Annotated in this window: 9 protein-coding genes; all 9 read right to left on the reverse strand. The window is 37.5% G+C overall.

What is annotated here, in order from left to right; genetic code table 11:
- Window positions 1-6 precede the first annotated feature (6 nt).
- Window positions 7-3048 (reverse strand): SusC/RagA family TonB-linked outer membrane protein, encoded by a 3042-nt coding sequence (locus tag VUJ46_RS05510; RefSeq protein ID WP_326984001.1) that lies wholly within the window; start codon window positions 3046-3048, stop codon window positions 7-9.
- Window positions 3049-3418: 370 nt separating this feature from the next.
- A complete protein-coding gene (gene rhaT / locus VUJ46_RS05515) occupies window positions 3419-4507 on the reverse strand; it encodes an L-rhamnose/proton symporter RhaT (protein WP_326984002.1) in 1089 nt (362 codons plus the stop codon).
- A 730-nt stretch (window positions 4508-5237) separates the two neighbouring features.
- On the reverse strand, window positions 5238-6386 hold the full coding sequence (locus VUJ46_RS05520) for a glycoside hydrolase family 88/105 protein (RefSeq protein WP_326984003.1): 1149 nt from the start codon (window positions 6384-6386) through the stop codon (window positions 5238-5240).
- Window positions 6387-6608: 222 nt separating this feature from the next.
- Window positions 6609-7385 carry a rhamnogalacturonan acetylesterase gene (locus VUJ46_RS05525; protein WP_326984004.1) on the reverse strand — a complete coding sequence of 259 codons (777 nt, stop codon included), beginning with the start codon at window positions 7383-7385 and terminating at the stop codon, window positions 6609-6611.
- Window positions 7386-7623: 238 nt separating this feature from the next.
- Window positions 7624-9498 (reverse strand): rhamnogalacturonan lyase, encoded by a 1875-nt coding sequence (locus VUJ46_RS05530; RefSeq protein WP_326984005.1) that lies wholly within the window; start codon window positions 9496-9498, stop codon window positions 7624-7626.
- Window positions 9499-9757: 259 nt separating this feature from the next.
- Window positions 9758-10555: a DUF4350 domain-containing protein gene (locus tag VUJ46_RS05535; protein WP_326984006.1), complete on the reverse strand. Its 798-nt coding sequence runs from the start codon at window positions 10553-10555 to the stop codon at window positions 9758-9760.
- A gap of 151 nt (window positions 10556-10706) precedes the next feature.
- On the reverse strand, window positions 10707-13481 hold the full coding sequence (locus VUJ46_RS05540; protein ID WP_326984007.1) for a glycosyl hydrolase: 2775 nt from the start codon (window positions 13479-13481) through the stop codon (window positions 10707-10709).
- A gap of 122 nt (window positions 13482-13603) precedes the next feature.
- Window positions 13604-14926, reverse strand: a complete 1323-nt coding sequence (locus VUJ46_RS05545) for a rhamnogalacturonan acetylesterase (protein ID WP_326984008.1) — start codon at window positions 14924-14926, stop codon at window positions 13604-13606.
- 1 nt (window position 14927) lies between these two features.
- On the reverse strand, window positions 14928-17756 hold the full coding sequence (locus VUJ46_RS05550; protein ID WP_326984009.1) for a glycoside hydrolase family 2 protein: 2829 nt from the start codon (window positions 17754-17756) through the stop codon (window positions 14928-14930).
- Between the last annotated feature and the right edge of the window lie 7 nt (window positions 17757-17763).

Here is a 17763-nt window from a genome sequence, read left to right on the forward strand (position 1 = left end):
TAGATGTTAGAAAGTTAAATTAAGACCAAGAACATAACTTCTTGAACGTGGATAGGTAGAACTGTCGTAACCTGGTGTCACAGTCACTCCACTTGCTGCCGTAACTTCAGGATCATAACCTGAATATCCGGTGATCGTTGCTAAATTATTCACTGTGAAATAAATACGTGCATTGGACAGCATCACTTTATTTAAAAATTCTTTAGCAAAAGAATACCCTAAGGTAACCTGAGCAATTCTTAAATAAGAGCCATTCTCGACATAATAAGAAGAAGGATAAGCAATATTGGCCGTATTGGTATTGCTTAAACTCCAAAGGTTGGAATCCTCGTTTGGATTCAATTCTTTCAATCTTACCAAATTTGTTGTTGCCAAACCTGTATTCGGGTCAATCAAATGATAATAATTATTTCCGAATTCTGAAGGCACGTTCTGAAACATGGCGTAAGGACTTAAACTCTGCTTCGTCGCATTATAAATATCATTCCCTACACTGAACTTCATAAATACCGCCAAATCAAAGCCTTTATATGAGAAATTATTACTGATTCCCCCAATAAAATCAGGAGTTCCATTTCCTATCTTTTGCATTTTTCTGGTGAATTGATCTCCGGCTTCGTTGTCCGCGGCAAATTTCATATCTCCTGGCTTCGGAGTTCCTGAAGAAGGTTTTACCACCCCCGGCTTTAAGCTTAATGTTCCGTCTGTATTCTGAGTGAAGTCATCTGTGGTATACACTCCCTGGTAAACATATCCGTACATATCTCCCAGCTGCTCCCCTACAGTTGCATAGTAGGTTACCATTCCCGTTCTGCTGCCTCCGACACTGAAGGTTTTATTCAACTGCCCGTCTTCAAGAGACATTACTTTTGATTTATTGAAAGAGATGTTTAAATCGGTCGTCCATCTGAAATTGTTTGATTTAACGTTGATGGTATTCAATGTGAATTCCATCCCTCTGTTTCTCATCGAACCGATATTCTGATACTGTCTGGAGTACCCTGTAGAAACCGGAATTATCGACTGAAATAACATTTTGCTAACGTTATTGTTATACCATTCTGACGTTAATTTAACTCTACTGTTAAAAAATGCCATATCTACCCCAATATTTGTGGTTCTCAGCTCTTCCCACTGAAGCAAAGGATTCCCCCAGTTGGTACTGGTAACATACGCAGGAAACCCTTGAGTATTATTCATCGGATAATCTGTCAGTAAAACATTGGTTCTCCACAAGTTATTAGAGACCCCGTTGTTACCTGTAACTCCATATTCAATTCTTAATTTAAAATCATTAAAGAAATTATTGATTTTATGATCTTTCCAGAAGTTTTCCTGAGAAACACGCCACGCTCCCGCTACAGAAGGAAAATATCCCCAACGGGAACCTTCGGCAAATTTAGATGAACCATCCGCACGGAATGTTCCTGTAATTAAATAACGGTTGTCATAATTGTAGTTGACACGTGTAAAATAGGAAAGTAAACTATTGCTTGATCGATCTGTATTTTTATCAGCGACCGTCGCATTTCCAATATCATCCAGTCCGAAATTCGGATAAGGAAATTTAATCAGCCTCATGCTGCTTCCTTCCGATTCTTCATACCAGATTTCATTTCCGAGTAAAGCGTTTACCTTATGCTTCTCTCCAAAAGTTTTAGTATAATTTAAAGTATTGGTAATTTGATAACGGTAACTTTCTGCATTGGCGATATTCCCGTTGATTCCCGTATTGACAGGATCGGTAAGGAATGCCCTTGAGTTTTGATCAGAGAACGAAGTCGATTTACTATTTGTCCAGCTATATTGTCCGGCTGTTCTCCAGGTAAAGTTTTTTAAGAAATCAAACTCAATTCCTGCATTAGCAACGAAAGTTCTTGTTTTTTTATTTGAAGTAGATGCCTGAGTTTCGATGAATGGATTTTCCGTATCAAAACCGGAGTCCAGTGCTGAATAATCAGGGAAAGTCTGGGTATTGAACAGCTGATCGTCAGTAAATAACGTTCCTCCAGTAATTGGTTGAAGAAGGATCTTTTTCATCCCGGAATAAGATCCGCCCCCGTTGACAGAATTATTCGTAAACATGGTATTAAAATCTACCCTGATGCCTTTGTATAATTCTGAATTAATATTAGCACGCAATGAGTTTCTTGTTTCGCTGAAGTTCTGAAGCAAACCATCCTGCTTGTTGTAATTATAACTGATGAATGCCTGTGTTTTATCATTTCCAACGGAAACATTCACGTTGTGGTTTTGGGTTAATCCCGTTCCGCCCAACATTTTTTTCTGCCAGTCTAATGCAGCAGCAGATCCGTAACGGTCTGCAATTCTTTTAAAGGCTCCCGCATTGAATCCTGGAGTATCTGTCCCTAAACTATTATCAAAGGCATTGCTCCATTGCGTTGTTTTTCCCTGAAGCTGTGCCAGTTCGTACTGATATTTTACAAACTGCTCCGAATCGGAGATCATATCCAGCTTCTTCGAAAGCATATCAAAAGACATGAACGTGTTATAATTAATCACCGTTCTTCCTTTTTTACCGCTTTTGGTTTTAATCACAATAATACCATTCGAGCCACGCGCTCCGTAAATAGCAATGGCTGAAGCTCCTTTCAATACATCAATACTTTCAATATCATTAGGATTGATCACATTCAATGCATTATCCAGCTGAAAACCATCTACAATATAAAGTGGATCTGAACTTTGGGTAATGGAAGAACCTCCTCGCACCGTCACATTCGCACTTGCTCCCGGAGCTCCGCCCGCTGTTACGATATTCAGACCCGCTGCTCTACCTTGTAGTGCCTGCAAAGCATTCATTGCCGGTGTTGCCGCCAATTCTTTCGCTGAAACTGAAGAAACAGATCCCGTAAGATCTGATTTTTTCACTTTTCCATAACCGATAATGACTACTTCATCAATATCTTTTGTATTCGTTTTCACACTATCGTTCACTCCTTTCTGCCCCCAGACAAAACTAGCTGAAAGCATAAAAGCAGGAAACACGATCCGCTTTATATTCTGATGTTTAATTATTAAAGACATATGTTAGTTTTTATAAGGATTCATATTACTACATCACAATGTTACATTCTTACAACAATTCCCGCATCCTGCCATATCCTGCCCGAATTATTAAATAGATAACAAGTAGCAAATATTAATATAAATTTTTAGTTTAAAACAGTTAAATAGTAATGATTTTATCAAGTCATAGTGAAAATAGCAAGTGTTATTCCCTGCATTAAATCAATGATAATCATCTGATAATAAATTCTCATCAAAGAGAATAATCTCATATTAAAAAAGGCAACCGAAAAGAATCAATTGCCTTATTGAAAATTAAACTATATATTGATTAATGAAGAAATCATCCTTACTTATTTCACTTTTTTGTTCACTTAGTAATCTCCGTTTATCGCAGTGAGTTCCCATATCCCACAATCAGGATCGAAATAAACATCACCAGCATTCCCGCCACAATCGTAGAGATTGTTTTTTTTGAAACGCCTTTCCATTCTTTGATGATTACACCCCAAAGGTTCGCGATCAAAATAATAAATGCCATATGAAGAATCCATGAGCTCGGTCCGTTCCCCATTTTACTTTCTCCCATCCCATAAAAGAAGAACTGTAAAAACCACATGGTTCCGGCAAGCGCACAGAAGATAATATTCTTTACAACAGGTACATTTTTTTTAGCATAATCCGTATACGATTTATTTTTAAATGAAAGATAAAGACAGCCGATAAGGTTCGTAGCCATCCCACCCCAAAGGACAACGATATATGTGACATTGTTCTGAAAAAGAAACTCGCCCTGATTGGGATTTGCCAGTTTCCAGGCTTCATTGGCAACTACTGCCATAGGTTTTCCGGCTTCAAGACCAAAGTTGAAACAGGCACTCAAAACACCTGATATAATGGCAACCGTCAATCCCAAACCGAATTTATACTCGGTTTTTACCTGCACACCGTGAGGGTCTACAGATTCGGTCTGAAGTTCCTTGTCTTTCATTACTCCCGCTTTTCCGCTGATGATAATGCCGATAACACAGACAAAAAGTCCCAATAAAACAAATTGTCCCCACGAGCTTGAAAGCATCAGGCCAATATTATCTTTTCCGTCCTGTGGAGAAAATTCATAGTACATTGAGGGAACAAGTGAACCAATAACCATTGTCAGCCCCAACATAATGCTACTTCCAAGTGCAACACCCAAATAACGAACCCCAAGACCATACATAAAACCACCGATTCCCCACAGGGCTCCGAACAAAAAGGTAAGACCTAAAATAGATGAACTTTCATTTTTAATGATTTCCCAAAAGCCGGGTATCGTAAGAAATGCAGCTAGAGGCGGAACGATGATCCAAGAAAAAAATCCACCGATCAACCAAAAGGTTTCCCATTGCCATCCCTTTACTTTCTTGTAGGGTAAGTAAAAACTTCCCGAAGAAAAACCTCCTAAAAAATGGAAAATAACTCCTAATAATGCATTCATAATTTAGTCTTATTGATTGAAATTGAAAATTAACAAGATGGAATCGATTGCGCATCTTGTAGTGTCATGCTTAATTTTTTGATAAAATAAGATTTTTTCTCATGTTTTAAGAAGAATTCGTAAATCAATGATTAGTTATGAGTTATGGCGATTTTGAATGAATTTCGGTTAAGAATGATTTGCCGAAATCTCTAGTCAGCAGCCTGGATCAGCTCATTTAGACGAAAAATATAAAACTCTGTAAAAGGGAATACTTCACCCATTTTTAGGAGTAAATTATCTTTGTGAATAAGTTGTTACTATTTTTATTTATCAAGAATTTTCGTAAATGATGCTGTCTTTGTTGGTTTTTCGCAAAGACGCAAAGATATTTTTTAATACTCTATGTTTTTAAGGCGCAAGGATTTTATCGAAGATAAAATTGAGGGCTGAATCGTATAGCCACGAATGCACGAATATTTTATGTCCCACAGATGGCACAAGTTTTACAGATGATACTGTCTTTGTTGGTTTTTCGCAAAGACGCAAAGATATTTTTTAATACTCTATGTTTTTAAGGCGCAAGGATTTTATCGAAGATAAAATTGAGGGCTGCATCGTATGGCCACGAATGCACGAATGTATTTTGTTTTCCCTGCAAAAGAATTAGAGTATGTTGAATCTATGGGCATAAAAAAAACCTAACGCATTTAAAAAACCCGTTAGGTCAGATCAGAAAATATTGTATTATTTATTTCAACTTGTAAACTTCACTTGCTGCAAGAAGCACACAACCCAATCCGTAATCTTCAAAATCAGGAACCTTATCGATAGCTAAAGGCTGTCCATCTTTCGGTTCTTTCCCGGTTCCCTGAACCCATCCTAAAAATCCATTTGGCTGAACAGAATCTTTTACAATGGCATTCCAGGCTTTGATTAAAACAGGAAGATATGTTTTTTTATCAATCAAACCTTTATTGATTCCGTAAGCCATTCCATAAACGAAAAGAGCAGTTCCTGTAGTTTCTTTTCCTCCGTAATTTGTGGGATCATGAAGACTTACATTCCAGAAACCATCTTCCCTCTGAATCGGAAGAACAGCCGATAGTAAATCTTTATAATCCTGCAGATATTCTTTATAATGAGGATCAGATTTTGGAGTATCTTCCAAAGTACGCGCTAATGCAGCCACTACCCACCCGTTTCCACGGCTCCAGTAGCAATCTTCCCCATTCGGTTCTTTGTAAGGCGGAACGAAACTTTTGTCTCTCCACCAAAGCTTATCTTTCGCGTTGTATAAGCCGTTTCCTCCATGTTTGTATTTTGTATACGCGTACATTTCGTAATTTCTGTCAAAATACTTTTTATCGCCTGTAATTCTACCCAATTTTGTAAAAATCGGCATCGACATTTGTAAAGCATCAATCCACCACCAATCGTCAACCTGCTTCGTCGCCATCATGCTGTCAATCGAAGCTTTCACAAACTTTATTCTCTCAGGATTCTTTTTACCATCGATTTCATAAAGGTCGATATACGTTTGTCCACACGCCTGATGATCGGCATTTCGCGTATATGTCCCGCGCATCATGTCCCAATTATGTTTTTGAGACCAATCCATCGCATAATTGTAATATTCCTTTTTCGGATCTACTTTGTACAACGCGATTAATCCTTCATAATAAACGGCTCTCGTCCAAAGATTACTTGGCCACACTTTTTTCCCTACAATTTCTTTTCCCGGATCTGTCCATTTATCCATGAAATATTTGTTGGTACGTTCTGCGACTTCCAAAACTTCTTTTTTATTCGGAAGAGCATTTTTCTGTTTCTGTGCCGAGCAGGAAGAGAAACCTCCGATCATTAAGGCAACAAAACTTGCTGTTAGTAGTTTTTTCATAATATCTTTTTTATTTTATTTAAATTGAATTTTGTTGAATATACTTTGATTTTAACGCAAAGTCGCAAGGTTTTTCTTAATTCCCCTGCTTACTATTTTCGTTTGCAAGGGCACTTCGTTCAGCAAATGATAGCAGAATAACTTATTTGTAGTTTGCATTAAACTTCAAAATTTTACGTGCTAAAATCTTTTGTGACTTTTGTGGTTAAACAAAATCTTTAGTTATTTAATATATTTTTTCAGATCACATTTCTTCAGATCTTTAATACCTTTTACAACCAATTCTGCATTGAGTTTAGCTCCTGCTTCGTTGGTATGCGTATGATCTTTTGGGAAGAAAGCTTTTACTTTTTCGGCTCCCATTTTTTGATATTCAGTGATTACCATATCATTTAAATCCAAAAAATAAGCTCCGGTTTGTTTTGCCACTTCCTTCGCCCAAACTCCGTATTTATCATTTTCGATTTTTCCTTCTTTAGTAAAATTATTCCTCGGAACGGGTGAAACAATAATCGGAACAGCTCCTTTTGATTTGGCTTCATTCGCATACTTCCTCATATAATAGCCATACGTGTACACCGTTTCATTCATTTTTCGGATCGGATTATAGATGTCTTTCGATTCTTCTCCAATACCTTTTATCGTTCCTCTCGCTCTCAACGTATCCGCCAGTTCACCACCGTCATTATGACCAAACTGCATCAACACATAGTCGCCTTTTTTTATGGTCTTCATAATTGAATCCCAACGGCCTTCCGTTAAGAAAGTGCGGCTGCTTCGACCTCCTTTTGCGTGATTCTGAATTTCAATTTTATCGGTATTTAAATATAAATCCATAAAACTTCCCCAACCCCAAAGTGAATCTGCGCCTTTTCCAGAGCCATTTTGCACGGTAGAATCTCCGATAATATATAAAACAGGTTTATTCTGGAGTTTTTGAAATGAAGCTGCAATAAGGACAACTAAAGCAATGATTGGGATGATTATTTTGATTTTCATGAATTTTAATTTTATGATTAAATATTTTGATTATGATGTTAAATTTTGAACACTAAGCGCGCTAAGTTTTTTATTTAAAATGTTTTTTTAGTTTCACAAAACGAAGTTTCGCCGATTCAAATAAATTATATGTAATATGAGGCAAAGCCACTAGCGCTTATAAAAGTTCATCTTATTATTTTAATTAAATAGTAACCCATAAATATTCGTGCATTCGTGGCAAAAAAAGCATTTACAGTTAATTCTTTTTCGTAAAAATATTCGGTTTTGGAATTTCTTTAATGGATTCATCTAAATAATAATCGGTATGTGGCGGCTGATTGTAACCCACATTTTGCCAGACGATACTTAATCGGTACTGCGGATTGTGCATCAAAGTATATAATCTGTGTTTCGTCGGAATCGTGGTGCTGAAAATTCTCAATTCCTTATTATCAGAAGTTCTGTAGATCACCTCTTCTCGCCAGTCTCCAAACAGATCCGCCACTAAGGACGGGTTTTTCTTGGTTCCGTTGTTGGATTCACACTGGAAATCTTTTGTTTCAAGAACGACATTGGATTTTGAATTTTTCCAGTCCCATTTTGAAACCGTTGTTCCATCCAAAATTTCACTTAAAAAATCACCGTCCCAGTAAATCCCCATATTACAGGCGGGCGTTTTTTCAGCAATTTTATTTCCTTTGGCATCGTAAAGCCCCTTCACTCCCGCTCCGGCAGCCCAACATTCTGAACCTTCATAACGCGGATCGATATTTAAAGACAATCCCCTTCCCGGCCCCTGAAATTTACTGTCTTTGCTGTAGTTTAAAGAAGGTAACTTCCAAAGCACTTTTCCTGTTTTTCCATCTCTGAAATGGGCTCCCGCATCATCAAACCGCTCCTGAATATCAAAAATTTCCAATCCGGGATTTGAAGGATCCAGATCTCCAACATGTAATGCATCACCGTGACCGTAACCTGTGCTGTTCAACACTTTTCCGTTATCATCTACCGTCATCGCACCGAAAATAATCTCGTCTTTTCCGTCGTTATCGACATCTGCAATGCTTAGGTTATGATTTCCCTGACCTCTGTATTTTTTATTTTCTTCGGAACTTTCCGTGTCGAAAAGCCAGCGAAGACTCAGTTTTTTATCTTTAAAATCCCACGCGGCAATCGCTGTTCTGGTGTAATACCCTCTAGACATAATCACGCTGGGTCTTTTGCCGTCCAGATAGGCAACCGCTCCTAAAAAACGGTCGATTCGGTTTCCTTTGGCATCGCCCCAGGTTTCGGTCATCTCTTCATTGGTCGGATTTAAACTGCCTGCAAACCTCGGAACCTGATAATTAACCGTAGTGATCTCTTCTCCTGTTTCCCCATTAAAAACCGTCAGATATTCGGGGCCGGAAAGAATAAATCCGTTTTCATTGACGTAATTTTTTGTCGGATCTCCAATGAATTTCCCTTTTGCATCTTTGGTTCCGTCAGCAGTTTTCATGACGATTTCCGCTTTTCCGTCCTGATCGAGGTCGTAGACCAAAAACTGCGTATAATGCGCTCCTTCTCTTATATTTTTACCTAAATTGATTTCCCATAAAAACTGACCATTCAGCTTATAAGCCTGAATAATTGGCGGATCGGTCTCACCTTTCTGACTATTGTCTTTTGACCTTCCCGTCTGATGAAGAATGATCTCGTACTCTCCATCGCCATCCAAATCAGCAATGGAAGCATCATTCGGCGTATATCCTGCCGGGGTTTTCAAAGGAATTGAGAGATACGGCTTCTGATTGGCGGTATATTGTGCAAAATCCTGATCCACTTTCTGATCATTCGTATTGGATTTAATGAAATAGGTGTAGTTTTTTCCTTTATCCGCTGTTGCATCTAAAAAATGAGTTTCCTTAAGCAATGGTTTTTCATTCAGCTTCCTGGTCTGGTTATTTTCAGTGCGATACACATCAAAATGGGTATTCTGAGCTTCTGTTCCGAGCAGACGCCAGCTTACAAAAACACCCGATTTTGCAGGAATAGCCACGATTCCTCTTTTCAGATATTCCATTTGTCTTTGGGCTGAAAATGCCTGAGAAAGAAAAATAGCTGATATAATGAAGATATATTTGATTTTCATAATTCTTCTTGCTTTAATAATTTTTTGGCTAAAGCCGAATTTGAACCTTTATCTTTTTTAAACGGTTTAAAACCCGTTTCTATTGATACTATTACGTTTTTCAAGGAAATCATATTTCAACCAATGAATCTCTCGCAGCCCGACCTGAGTGGAGCTCTTTTTGACGAAGCAAAGCGAAGACAAAAAAGCGGGAACGGAGGGCGGATTAAGCTGCCCAAATATTTCTGATAAAAAATTCAACCGATTGCGCAAATATTGTTTATTTAACTTGTTTCAATAACCATTTTACCCATTCCTCTGTTCCCTGGAAATTGGTAAAATCTGCGGGAAGCTTTTTGCCATCGATATATTCGTTGTAGCACCAAGGATCTCCCAATGCGAAAACAGTACCTTTTCCGACTTTCGCAACGGCACCAATGTTTTTGTTTTCTGCCGTCAAAATCGTTTTTGCGGGAGCTTTAACCTCCATCGTACTCACTTCTTTCATGTATAATTTTTGCGCAGAAAATACAGGATTTCCTTCTGCAACCATTACTTTCCCTTGCTCGAATTCTCTTCCTTTAACACGATTAATGCTGTCATCATTAAAATGAATTCCGAATTTTTCTGCCAATTGATTGAAATGTACAAACTCAGAATTGCCATTGTCGTTGCTTAACAAGACTAAAACGCCACCGTTTTTAACCCACTCTGTCAAGTTTTTAATCGTTATCGGATCAATTAAATTTGCTTTTCCACTGAAAGCCTCTTTATCAATATCCGGGTCTACGATGATGTAGATGTTGGCATTTTTTAAATCTTTTTTTGAAGGAGCAGTCGTCAAAGTTGCGATTTCAGCTCCTTGCTTTGTGAAGATTTCACCCAGCAAAGAAAATCCGCCATTCGTTGTGTCATTCCATGTGTAATGCCACGATTTTATTTCTCCAGTTTCTTTATCCGCTTTTTTCTCGTTGTTGAAGAAGTTATCCAAAACGACTTTTGGTTTGTTTTGGGCATTGGAAAATCCAAAGGTTAATAAGGTTCCTAATGTTATTGTTTTTATGATATTTTGTTTCATTTTTTTATTTATATATAATTTTTCTTGTTAAGGCCTCGACATGCTCAGCCTGACATCTCTAATACTAAACGATCTATTTTGCGTTGTCACACTGAGCTTGTCGAAGTATTTCTATAATTTAATCATCTTTAACATTTTAATCAAATCAATTTTATTTTGAATAATGCAATGGAATTAACTGAATTTCTCCGTCCAGACCCGAAGGCTGCACTTTCCAGCTGGAGGCATCAAAAGGTTTATAATCAATATTTACAAAATTGATTTCGTGATAATTACGCCACTGGATTTTATTTTGATCCATATATCGAATTCTGTTCGCCATCAAATTGCAAACTTCAATCTGAATGGTATTTTTTCCTTTTTTCAGGTATTTTCCGATGTTGATTTCAAAAGGAAGACTCCACACCATTCCCGCATCCTGACCATTAACGATCACTTTTGCACTTTCGTACAATTTATCAAATTTTAACTGATAATCATCTGTTTTTTTATTCTTCAAATCAAGAGTCGTTGTGTACACTCCTGTTCCTGAAAAACTTTGTGTTAAAGCATCATCTGAAAAGTTTGTCCACGGTTCTAATTTCTTTAGAATTCGGGATTTCGGAAGTTCGGGACCGCCTTCTTTAAACGTTAAATTCCAAGGTTGATTTAACACAATCGGAACATCGGTTTTTTCAATATATTTCCATTTTGGAATTAAATTATCAGCATTTTCCGAAACTTTTACAATAATAGATTCTCCAGATTTCAATTGAATTTTAACTGAATTATTCTGCGCGGTTGTAACTCCAAAATCTCCGTTTTCAGGATTCATCAAAGCAATTTGCTTTCCAGAATAATTCAATGGAATTGATTGGTTGATTTCTTTTGAAGTATGATTGACAATATAATAAAACTTCCCGCCATCAAACTGTCTTCTGACAAATTTCAATCCGGTATCCGTCAATTTTTCTCTTTCAATTTTTAAATATTCCAGTCCTTTTGAAACATCGGAAGTCAATAGAATTTTTCCTTTTCCGAACGTTGCAGATTTTATATTTCCGTTTTGACTAAATTGAATTTTGTTCCATAAAGCATGAAATTCATTTCTTCTTTTCTCAACCTCAAAATTCCCCGGAATATCTCTCGGCTCACTTTGAAAAATGATTGAAGCTCCGTTTTCTGCCAGACGTAAGATATTTCTTAAAGTAGATTCGGGCAGAAAATTCAATTGAGGAACGACTAAAACCTGATAAGAGCCACCTTCTTTTGAGACCTGAATATTTTGATGATCCAATTTCGCCTCATCAATCATTTTATCAGAAATTATATCCAGAGAGTATCCGGATTTTCCTAATTTCTCAAGATTTTCATAAAATGCAGTCGGATGCAGCCATTTTTCAATATTATGAATTTTGAAAGCCATATCTTTTCCTTTTGGACTCGCCCATTGATCGTAAACAGGCCAGTACATCAGGATTTCGTTGTCCGATTTTCCGCTTTGCAGAACAGACTGCGTTCTTTCAATATAGGAATTGAGTCCTTTAATATTGGGCCATAAACTGTTTTCAGGAACGAAATTCGTCGACGCATAGAACAGCCATCCCGGAAACTGAACATCAGCTGGAGTATACGTTGTTCCGTGATAAAAAATATGGTTGATTCCCGAAAGAAAAATCTGCTCAGCTTCGGGTTTTACCTGTGACCAGGATGTTTTAAAATGCTCCGTTAACCAGGTAAAAGATTCATTGGAAATCAAAGGTTTTCCGGTAATATTGGCTGCTGAAGAAGCAAATTTCAGCATATTGATATCGGGAACTTCTTTTGTATTAATGTCTTCCACATTTCTCTTCAAGCCCTGAATATCAAATTTTGTACTTCCGAAAGTTTCAGATTCAGGAATATCCACCGCAGCATATAAATCCAGTAAATTTCCCGGTGAACCGTGTGCCTGATTGGTATTCTTGGAATTTTTGTAATGTGCCCAATTGGTGAAATTTTCAGTGAAATGATGTAAAATCAGTTCGCTCATCGTTTCCCGGTAATCCGATTTTACTCTTCCCGCAATTTCGCCTTCTTCGTCACTTACCAAATATTTGATATAAGGACTCAGATCATACCCTCTCCTTTTCTTGAATTCTTCCTTAAAATCGGCTGTCCAATCTGCATTGTACACCTCATAACTGTCGTTAAAGAAAGACCGGATCCCGTAATTGGAATTTCCAAAAGCCTTATCAAACGTTTTCAGATAATCCTTTGTGGCATTCGGTGAAAAATGGTCTAAAGTATAGCCATCTCCACCCGGTGCGGCGCGTTTTACTTTTTGTAATGTTTTGCCAATGAAAACAGCATATACCATCCATGTTCCGGAAGTTGGTTTCCAGTTTAAAGTTCCGTCACCTGAAATTTTGTCTGTTATAACAACAGCTTCATTTTTTTCATTATACGCGGTAACGATATCAAGTTTTGCCGCTTTTACATTTTTCTGTTTTTCATCTTTCAGAACGATCTTTTCAGAAAACTTTTCATTAGGCTGAATCGTATAAGTCTGAATAATCATTTTTGTTGCCGCATCCTGCTCGCTCACCTGAGGTCCGCCAATCGGCCAGCCTGTTCCGACTGCCATGTCAACACCCATATTCAGGCTTTTAGCTTTGGTAGTGGTGAATTGCAGCATTTTCATCCATTCCGGAGAAAGATAATTTAGATATCGGTTCTCAAAACCTTTGGCGCCATAGATCGGAACAATTTCAACACCTCCAAAACCTGCTTTCGAAAGAGTTGTTAATTGCTTATCTAATCCTTTTTCATCAACAGCACTTCCCATCCACCACCAGCGCGTCCAAGGCTGGGCGGTGTTCGTCTCTTTTGGCCACGGATTTTGTGCGGAAAGATTTCCGAACGTAAAACAGATAATACTTAAACTGACTATATTTTTAATTTTCATTACTTTACTTTTAATTTCAACCACAAAAGTTTAATACATTAGTTATTTTTAAGTTTGTGATTCGAATGCTTAGAAGAACACATTAGTTTAAAAAACCAAAGATTTTTATTGATCCCTTTACATTAATTTCCATCCGGTTTTAAAGATTCCATAAAAATACTTTCCGGCCAGTGGAATTTTGTGACATCATCGGGGTTATTGGGGTTAAAACTTTTATAATTTCTTGAAATAAATTTCTTCAAAGGCAGATTCTGATCTACAATGGATTTTACGACGCATTGCGCCAGTTCGTAAGCGCCATACGCATTAAAATGAGTATCATCCGCCAGAGCCTTGGATTGATTCGGGTAAGAATTGGCAGGATAATAGACAAATGCCTTTTTCGCCGCTTCAGGTCCCATTGCTTCCAATAAGGTTTTGCTTAATGCATTTAAATCGATTAAATAAATACTCTCTTGTTTCGCTATTTCGCGCATGGCTTCAGGGAAATCATCCAAAGTATTGACGATTTTATTATTTTCATCAAAAACCCTGCGGTTCATGGAAGTGACCAATACAGGAGTTGCTCCCAGCTGTTTTGCCTTTTGAATCCATTCTTTCAATCTCTTTCGGTATCCCGATTTTTCGCTGTTGCCATATTTCTGATCGTTATGCCCGAACTGAATAAAAAGATAATCACCGGGTTTTATTTTATTCCAGATTTTATCGATTCTGTGGCGGTCTTCAAAGGCTTTTAAAGTTTCACCGCTTTCAGCATAATTGGCAATCACCACTTCACTAGGAACAAAAAAATACGGCAGCATCTGCCCCCAGGAAGCCCAAGGTTCGTACTGCGCATCCACCACCGTTGAATCTCCCGTCAGGTAAACGGTTTTCGCTGTTTTGTTAGGCTGAATGATGATGGAACACACTTTCGGTGCTTTATCATTAAATTCAATCGTCAGCAAATTATCCCAATGTAAATATTTCGTTTCTCTGGGCTTCAATTTGACAATACCAATTTGTTCTCCTTTTTGATTTCGGATAATACTGTCTTTGACATGAACCGTGATTGTTTTTTCAAGAATTTCATCCTGTTTGGTTTTTACATCATTCAGCATCAGACGGCGGTTTTCTACGCGAACCGTAGTTTCCGAACTTCCTTTTGTGTCGCCCAGATTCATTTTAACATCATAATTTCCTTCAGGAATGACCACCGAAAAATAGAAAGGCTTGTCGCTTGTGATAAAATCTCCCGTCAAAGCATTTCCGCCTCTGTCAATAGATTTCAAACCCGAAATATCCATAAATCCGTAACCTATTTTTCTGTCAAATTTTGAAGTTGCAGTGATTGGTATAAAACCATTTTCCACTCTGTCTCCGCCAAAGTCAAATTTAAAGCTGGTTTGCTGTCCAAAATATAATGAACAGATAAATAGTACTAAAAGTGATAATTCTTTCTTCATTTTAATCTGTTAAAATATTTTCTTTGGGCATTGTGAATTGTTTATTTTCATCGCCTAAATTCGGTAAGCCAAAATAGAAATACAGGGTTCTCTTAAATGTTCCGTTCAGATGATTGAGTTCGCTCTCCGGTCCTAAAGATTCCGTTTTATCGTTAATGTTAAATGCGAGAACAGTTCCCAATGGCGGAATTGTATCCAAAAACGAAATGTTTCCGCTTGGCAATTTCGGATAACCTTCGGCTCCGTAAATTCCATAAAAATCAAACAATCTCACGAACATTTTTTCCTCTTTTGTTCCGACTGTTATTTTTCCTTCAGCGGTATCGAGTTGCAGCCAGGACACCTCATCGAAATAGCCTTTAAATTCAGGATAGATCCATGGTGACTGTCCGGTTCTTGTTGAGTTTTTTAAATTCTGCCATAGATTATAGGTCTGCCCCTGCAAACGGTTTTTCCAAACGTGATAAGGTCCTTTTCCGAGCCATTTTGCATTGATCACATAATTTTCAGGATAGTCAAAACTTACACCTGAAAACTGATAATCACCCGAAAGCGAATATTCATAATTTAATTCTAAAATTCCATTTGGATTCAGTTTCCAAATGATTTTATTTCCGTTTTTATAAGTGACTTCTATGTTTTGATATTGACCTTCTGTAAAAGATTTAATAGAAGATAATTCCATTGTTCCATTCACGAAAACCGGCCCGTTTTTGAAAGTCATTTTTTTGCCTTTTTTATCGACAATGACAGATTTTAAAAGTCCATCTTTTTTACCGATAGCAAATTCCTTCTCATCTGATTTTAAAATGAATTCAGTCTCATTTTCAGCTACAGAAACTGGAAATTCTTTATTTAAAGATTGTAAGAACTGTTTTGATATCTCATCATTTGATTTGATTTTCCAAGTCCAAGTGTAGATTTCCTTTCCGAAAGAATCTGTTGCGGTCAGTAATAAAGCCTCATTTTCTTTCCAATTGGCTGGAAGATTTACAATGATATTTCTTTTTTCCGTAGGATTGATATTGGGGGATTCCGCTTTTCCACTTTTAATAATATCAAATCCGGATTCTGAGGAAAATAGCGTTTTAAACTTAACTAATTTCCATTCAAACTGACAATCTTTTAAATTCGTAAAATGATAGCGGTTTTCAACAGGAATATTTCCGTTAAAATCATCTGGAAGTGTTTTCAAGTCAATTTTTACAGGACTGTAAATTTCACGAATGGCATAAAAACTCCCTTCTTTTTCACGATGCGGTCCCAAAACACCATCAGGCGCGTTGATGGCGTTGACATCGATTTGATTATTGAAATCCGTTCGCACCAAACCTTCATCCACAAAAGCCCAAAGAAATCCACCCGCTCCTTTTTTGGAATTCCAGTGCAATTCCCAGTAATCGGCAAGAGAAGTTCCGCCGCCACCATCATCCTGAGCGTGTAAAAATTCGGTCGGCATATAAATATTCTCACCTTCAAGGATCTTTTTTGTGCTGTAATAATCTTCGTAATGATTGCAGTCGATGCCGTTGAAAGCATTTCCCGGCTTGTGATGCGCGTGAATCACGGGACGATTTGACAAGTCGTATTTTCCGAATTCTGCATCCAGACTGAAATTATGTCCGCCTTCGTTTCCGTTGCTCCAAAAGATAATGGAAGGATGATTGGCATCTCGCGTAACCATTTCTTTTACAAGCTTTTTCCCCACTTCCTTATCATATTTTTTTTGCCATCCCGCCAGTTCATCCAAAACATATAAACCCAGCGAATCACAAATTTTTAAAAACGATTTATTTGGTGGATAATGAGAGCATCTAACGGCATTCATATTCATTTCTTTGATGAGCTGAACATCCATCAAATCTATATTTTCAGTAACCGCTCGACCTGTTTCCGGCCACCATACATGCCGGTTGATTCCTTTCATTTTAATCTTGGTTCCGTTGATGAAAATCCCATCGCCTTTGCGGATTTCAATGGTTCTGAAACCAAATTTCTCTTGCGTGTGGAAGATATTTTTTTTGTTTTTATGTAAGCTGAATTTTGCTTTATACAAATTCGGTGTTTCGGCTGTCCAGAGTTTTGGATTTTTAAGATTGAATTGAACCTGCTTTAAGGTATCTCCTTTCTCAATTTTAAGCTGAGACTCACCTACTAAATTATTGTTAGCGTCGAATAATTCAACTTTTAGATTATTAACTGAATTAATTCCTTTTAAATGAATATTTGAACGAAAAGTTCCGTCTGCTTTGGCATCAATAGAAGTTGAGGAAATATGCTCTTTCGGGCTCGCTTCCAGATAAACCGGGCGGAAAATCCCACCTAAAATCCAGTAATCGGCAAGACGTTCTGCATTATTGACCGATTTATCTGCCGACATTTTGGAGACTTTTACTTCAAGAATATTCTCTTTTCCAAATTGAATTTTATCTGAAATATCATATTTAAATTCATAAAAAGCGCCTTGGTGTATTTCTCCAGCTAATTTTCCGTTGATCTTCACTTCGGTATCGGTCATCGAACCTTCAAAAATGATGTTGATGGTTTTACCTTTCCAGGAATTTGGAATGGTGAATTTATGTTTGTATAAACCTGTTTCGTCGTGAAACTTGAAGTTTTTACCGTAGGTTACATAATCCCGACCGTAATTGTAAGAGCCAAAACCCTGCTGCTCCCATTGTGAAGGTACGTGAATTTTGCTCCAAACACCCGATTTCCGTCCGCCGTTGATCCAAAAATCCCACTCTTTTGTATGTTCGGCATCCTTCCCGCTCAGGAATTGGATTTCCTTAGATTGGGAATACAGGAGTTGTGAGCATATACACAGCAAAAAAGAT

The organism is Chryseobacterium sp. MYb264, assembly GCF_035974275.1.
Taxonomy (GTDB): Bacteria; Bacteroidota; Bacteroidia; order Flavobacteriales; family Weeksellaceae; genus Chryseobacterium.

Coding starts and splice junctions, on each gene's coding strand:
- VUJ46_RS05510 (WP_326984001.1), bottom strand. CDS start 3,048: ATGTCTTTAATAATTAAACATCAGAATATAAAGCGGATCGTGTTTCCT.
- rhaT (WP_326984002.1), bottom strand. CDS start 4,507: ATGAATGCATTATTAGGAGTTATTTTCCATTTTTTAGGAGGTTTTTCT.
- VUJ46_RS05520 (WP_326984003.1), bottom strand. CDS start 6,386: ATGAAAAAACTACTAACAGCAAGTTTTGTTGCCTTAATGATCGGAGGT.
- VUJ46_RS05525 (WP_326984004.1), bottom strand. CDS start 7,385: ATGAAAATCAAAATAATCATCCCAATCATTGCTTTAGTTGTCCTTATT.
- VUJ46_RS05530 (WP_326984005.1), bottom strand. CDS start 9,498: ATGAAAATCAAATATATCTTCATTATATCAGCTATTTTTCTTTCTCAG.
- VUJ46_RS05535 (WP_326984006.1), bottom strand. CDS start 10,555: ATGAAACAAAATATCATAAAAACAATAACATTAGGAACCTTATTAACC.
- VUJ46_RS05540 (WP_326984007.1), bottom strand. CDS start 13,481: ATGAAAATTAAAAATATAGTCAGTTTAAGTATTATCTGTTTTACGTTC.
- VUJ46_RS05545 (WP_326984008.1), bottom strand. CDS start 14,926: ATGAAGAAAGAATTATCACTTTTAGTACTATTTATCTGTTCATTATAT.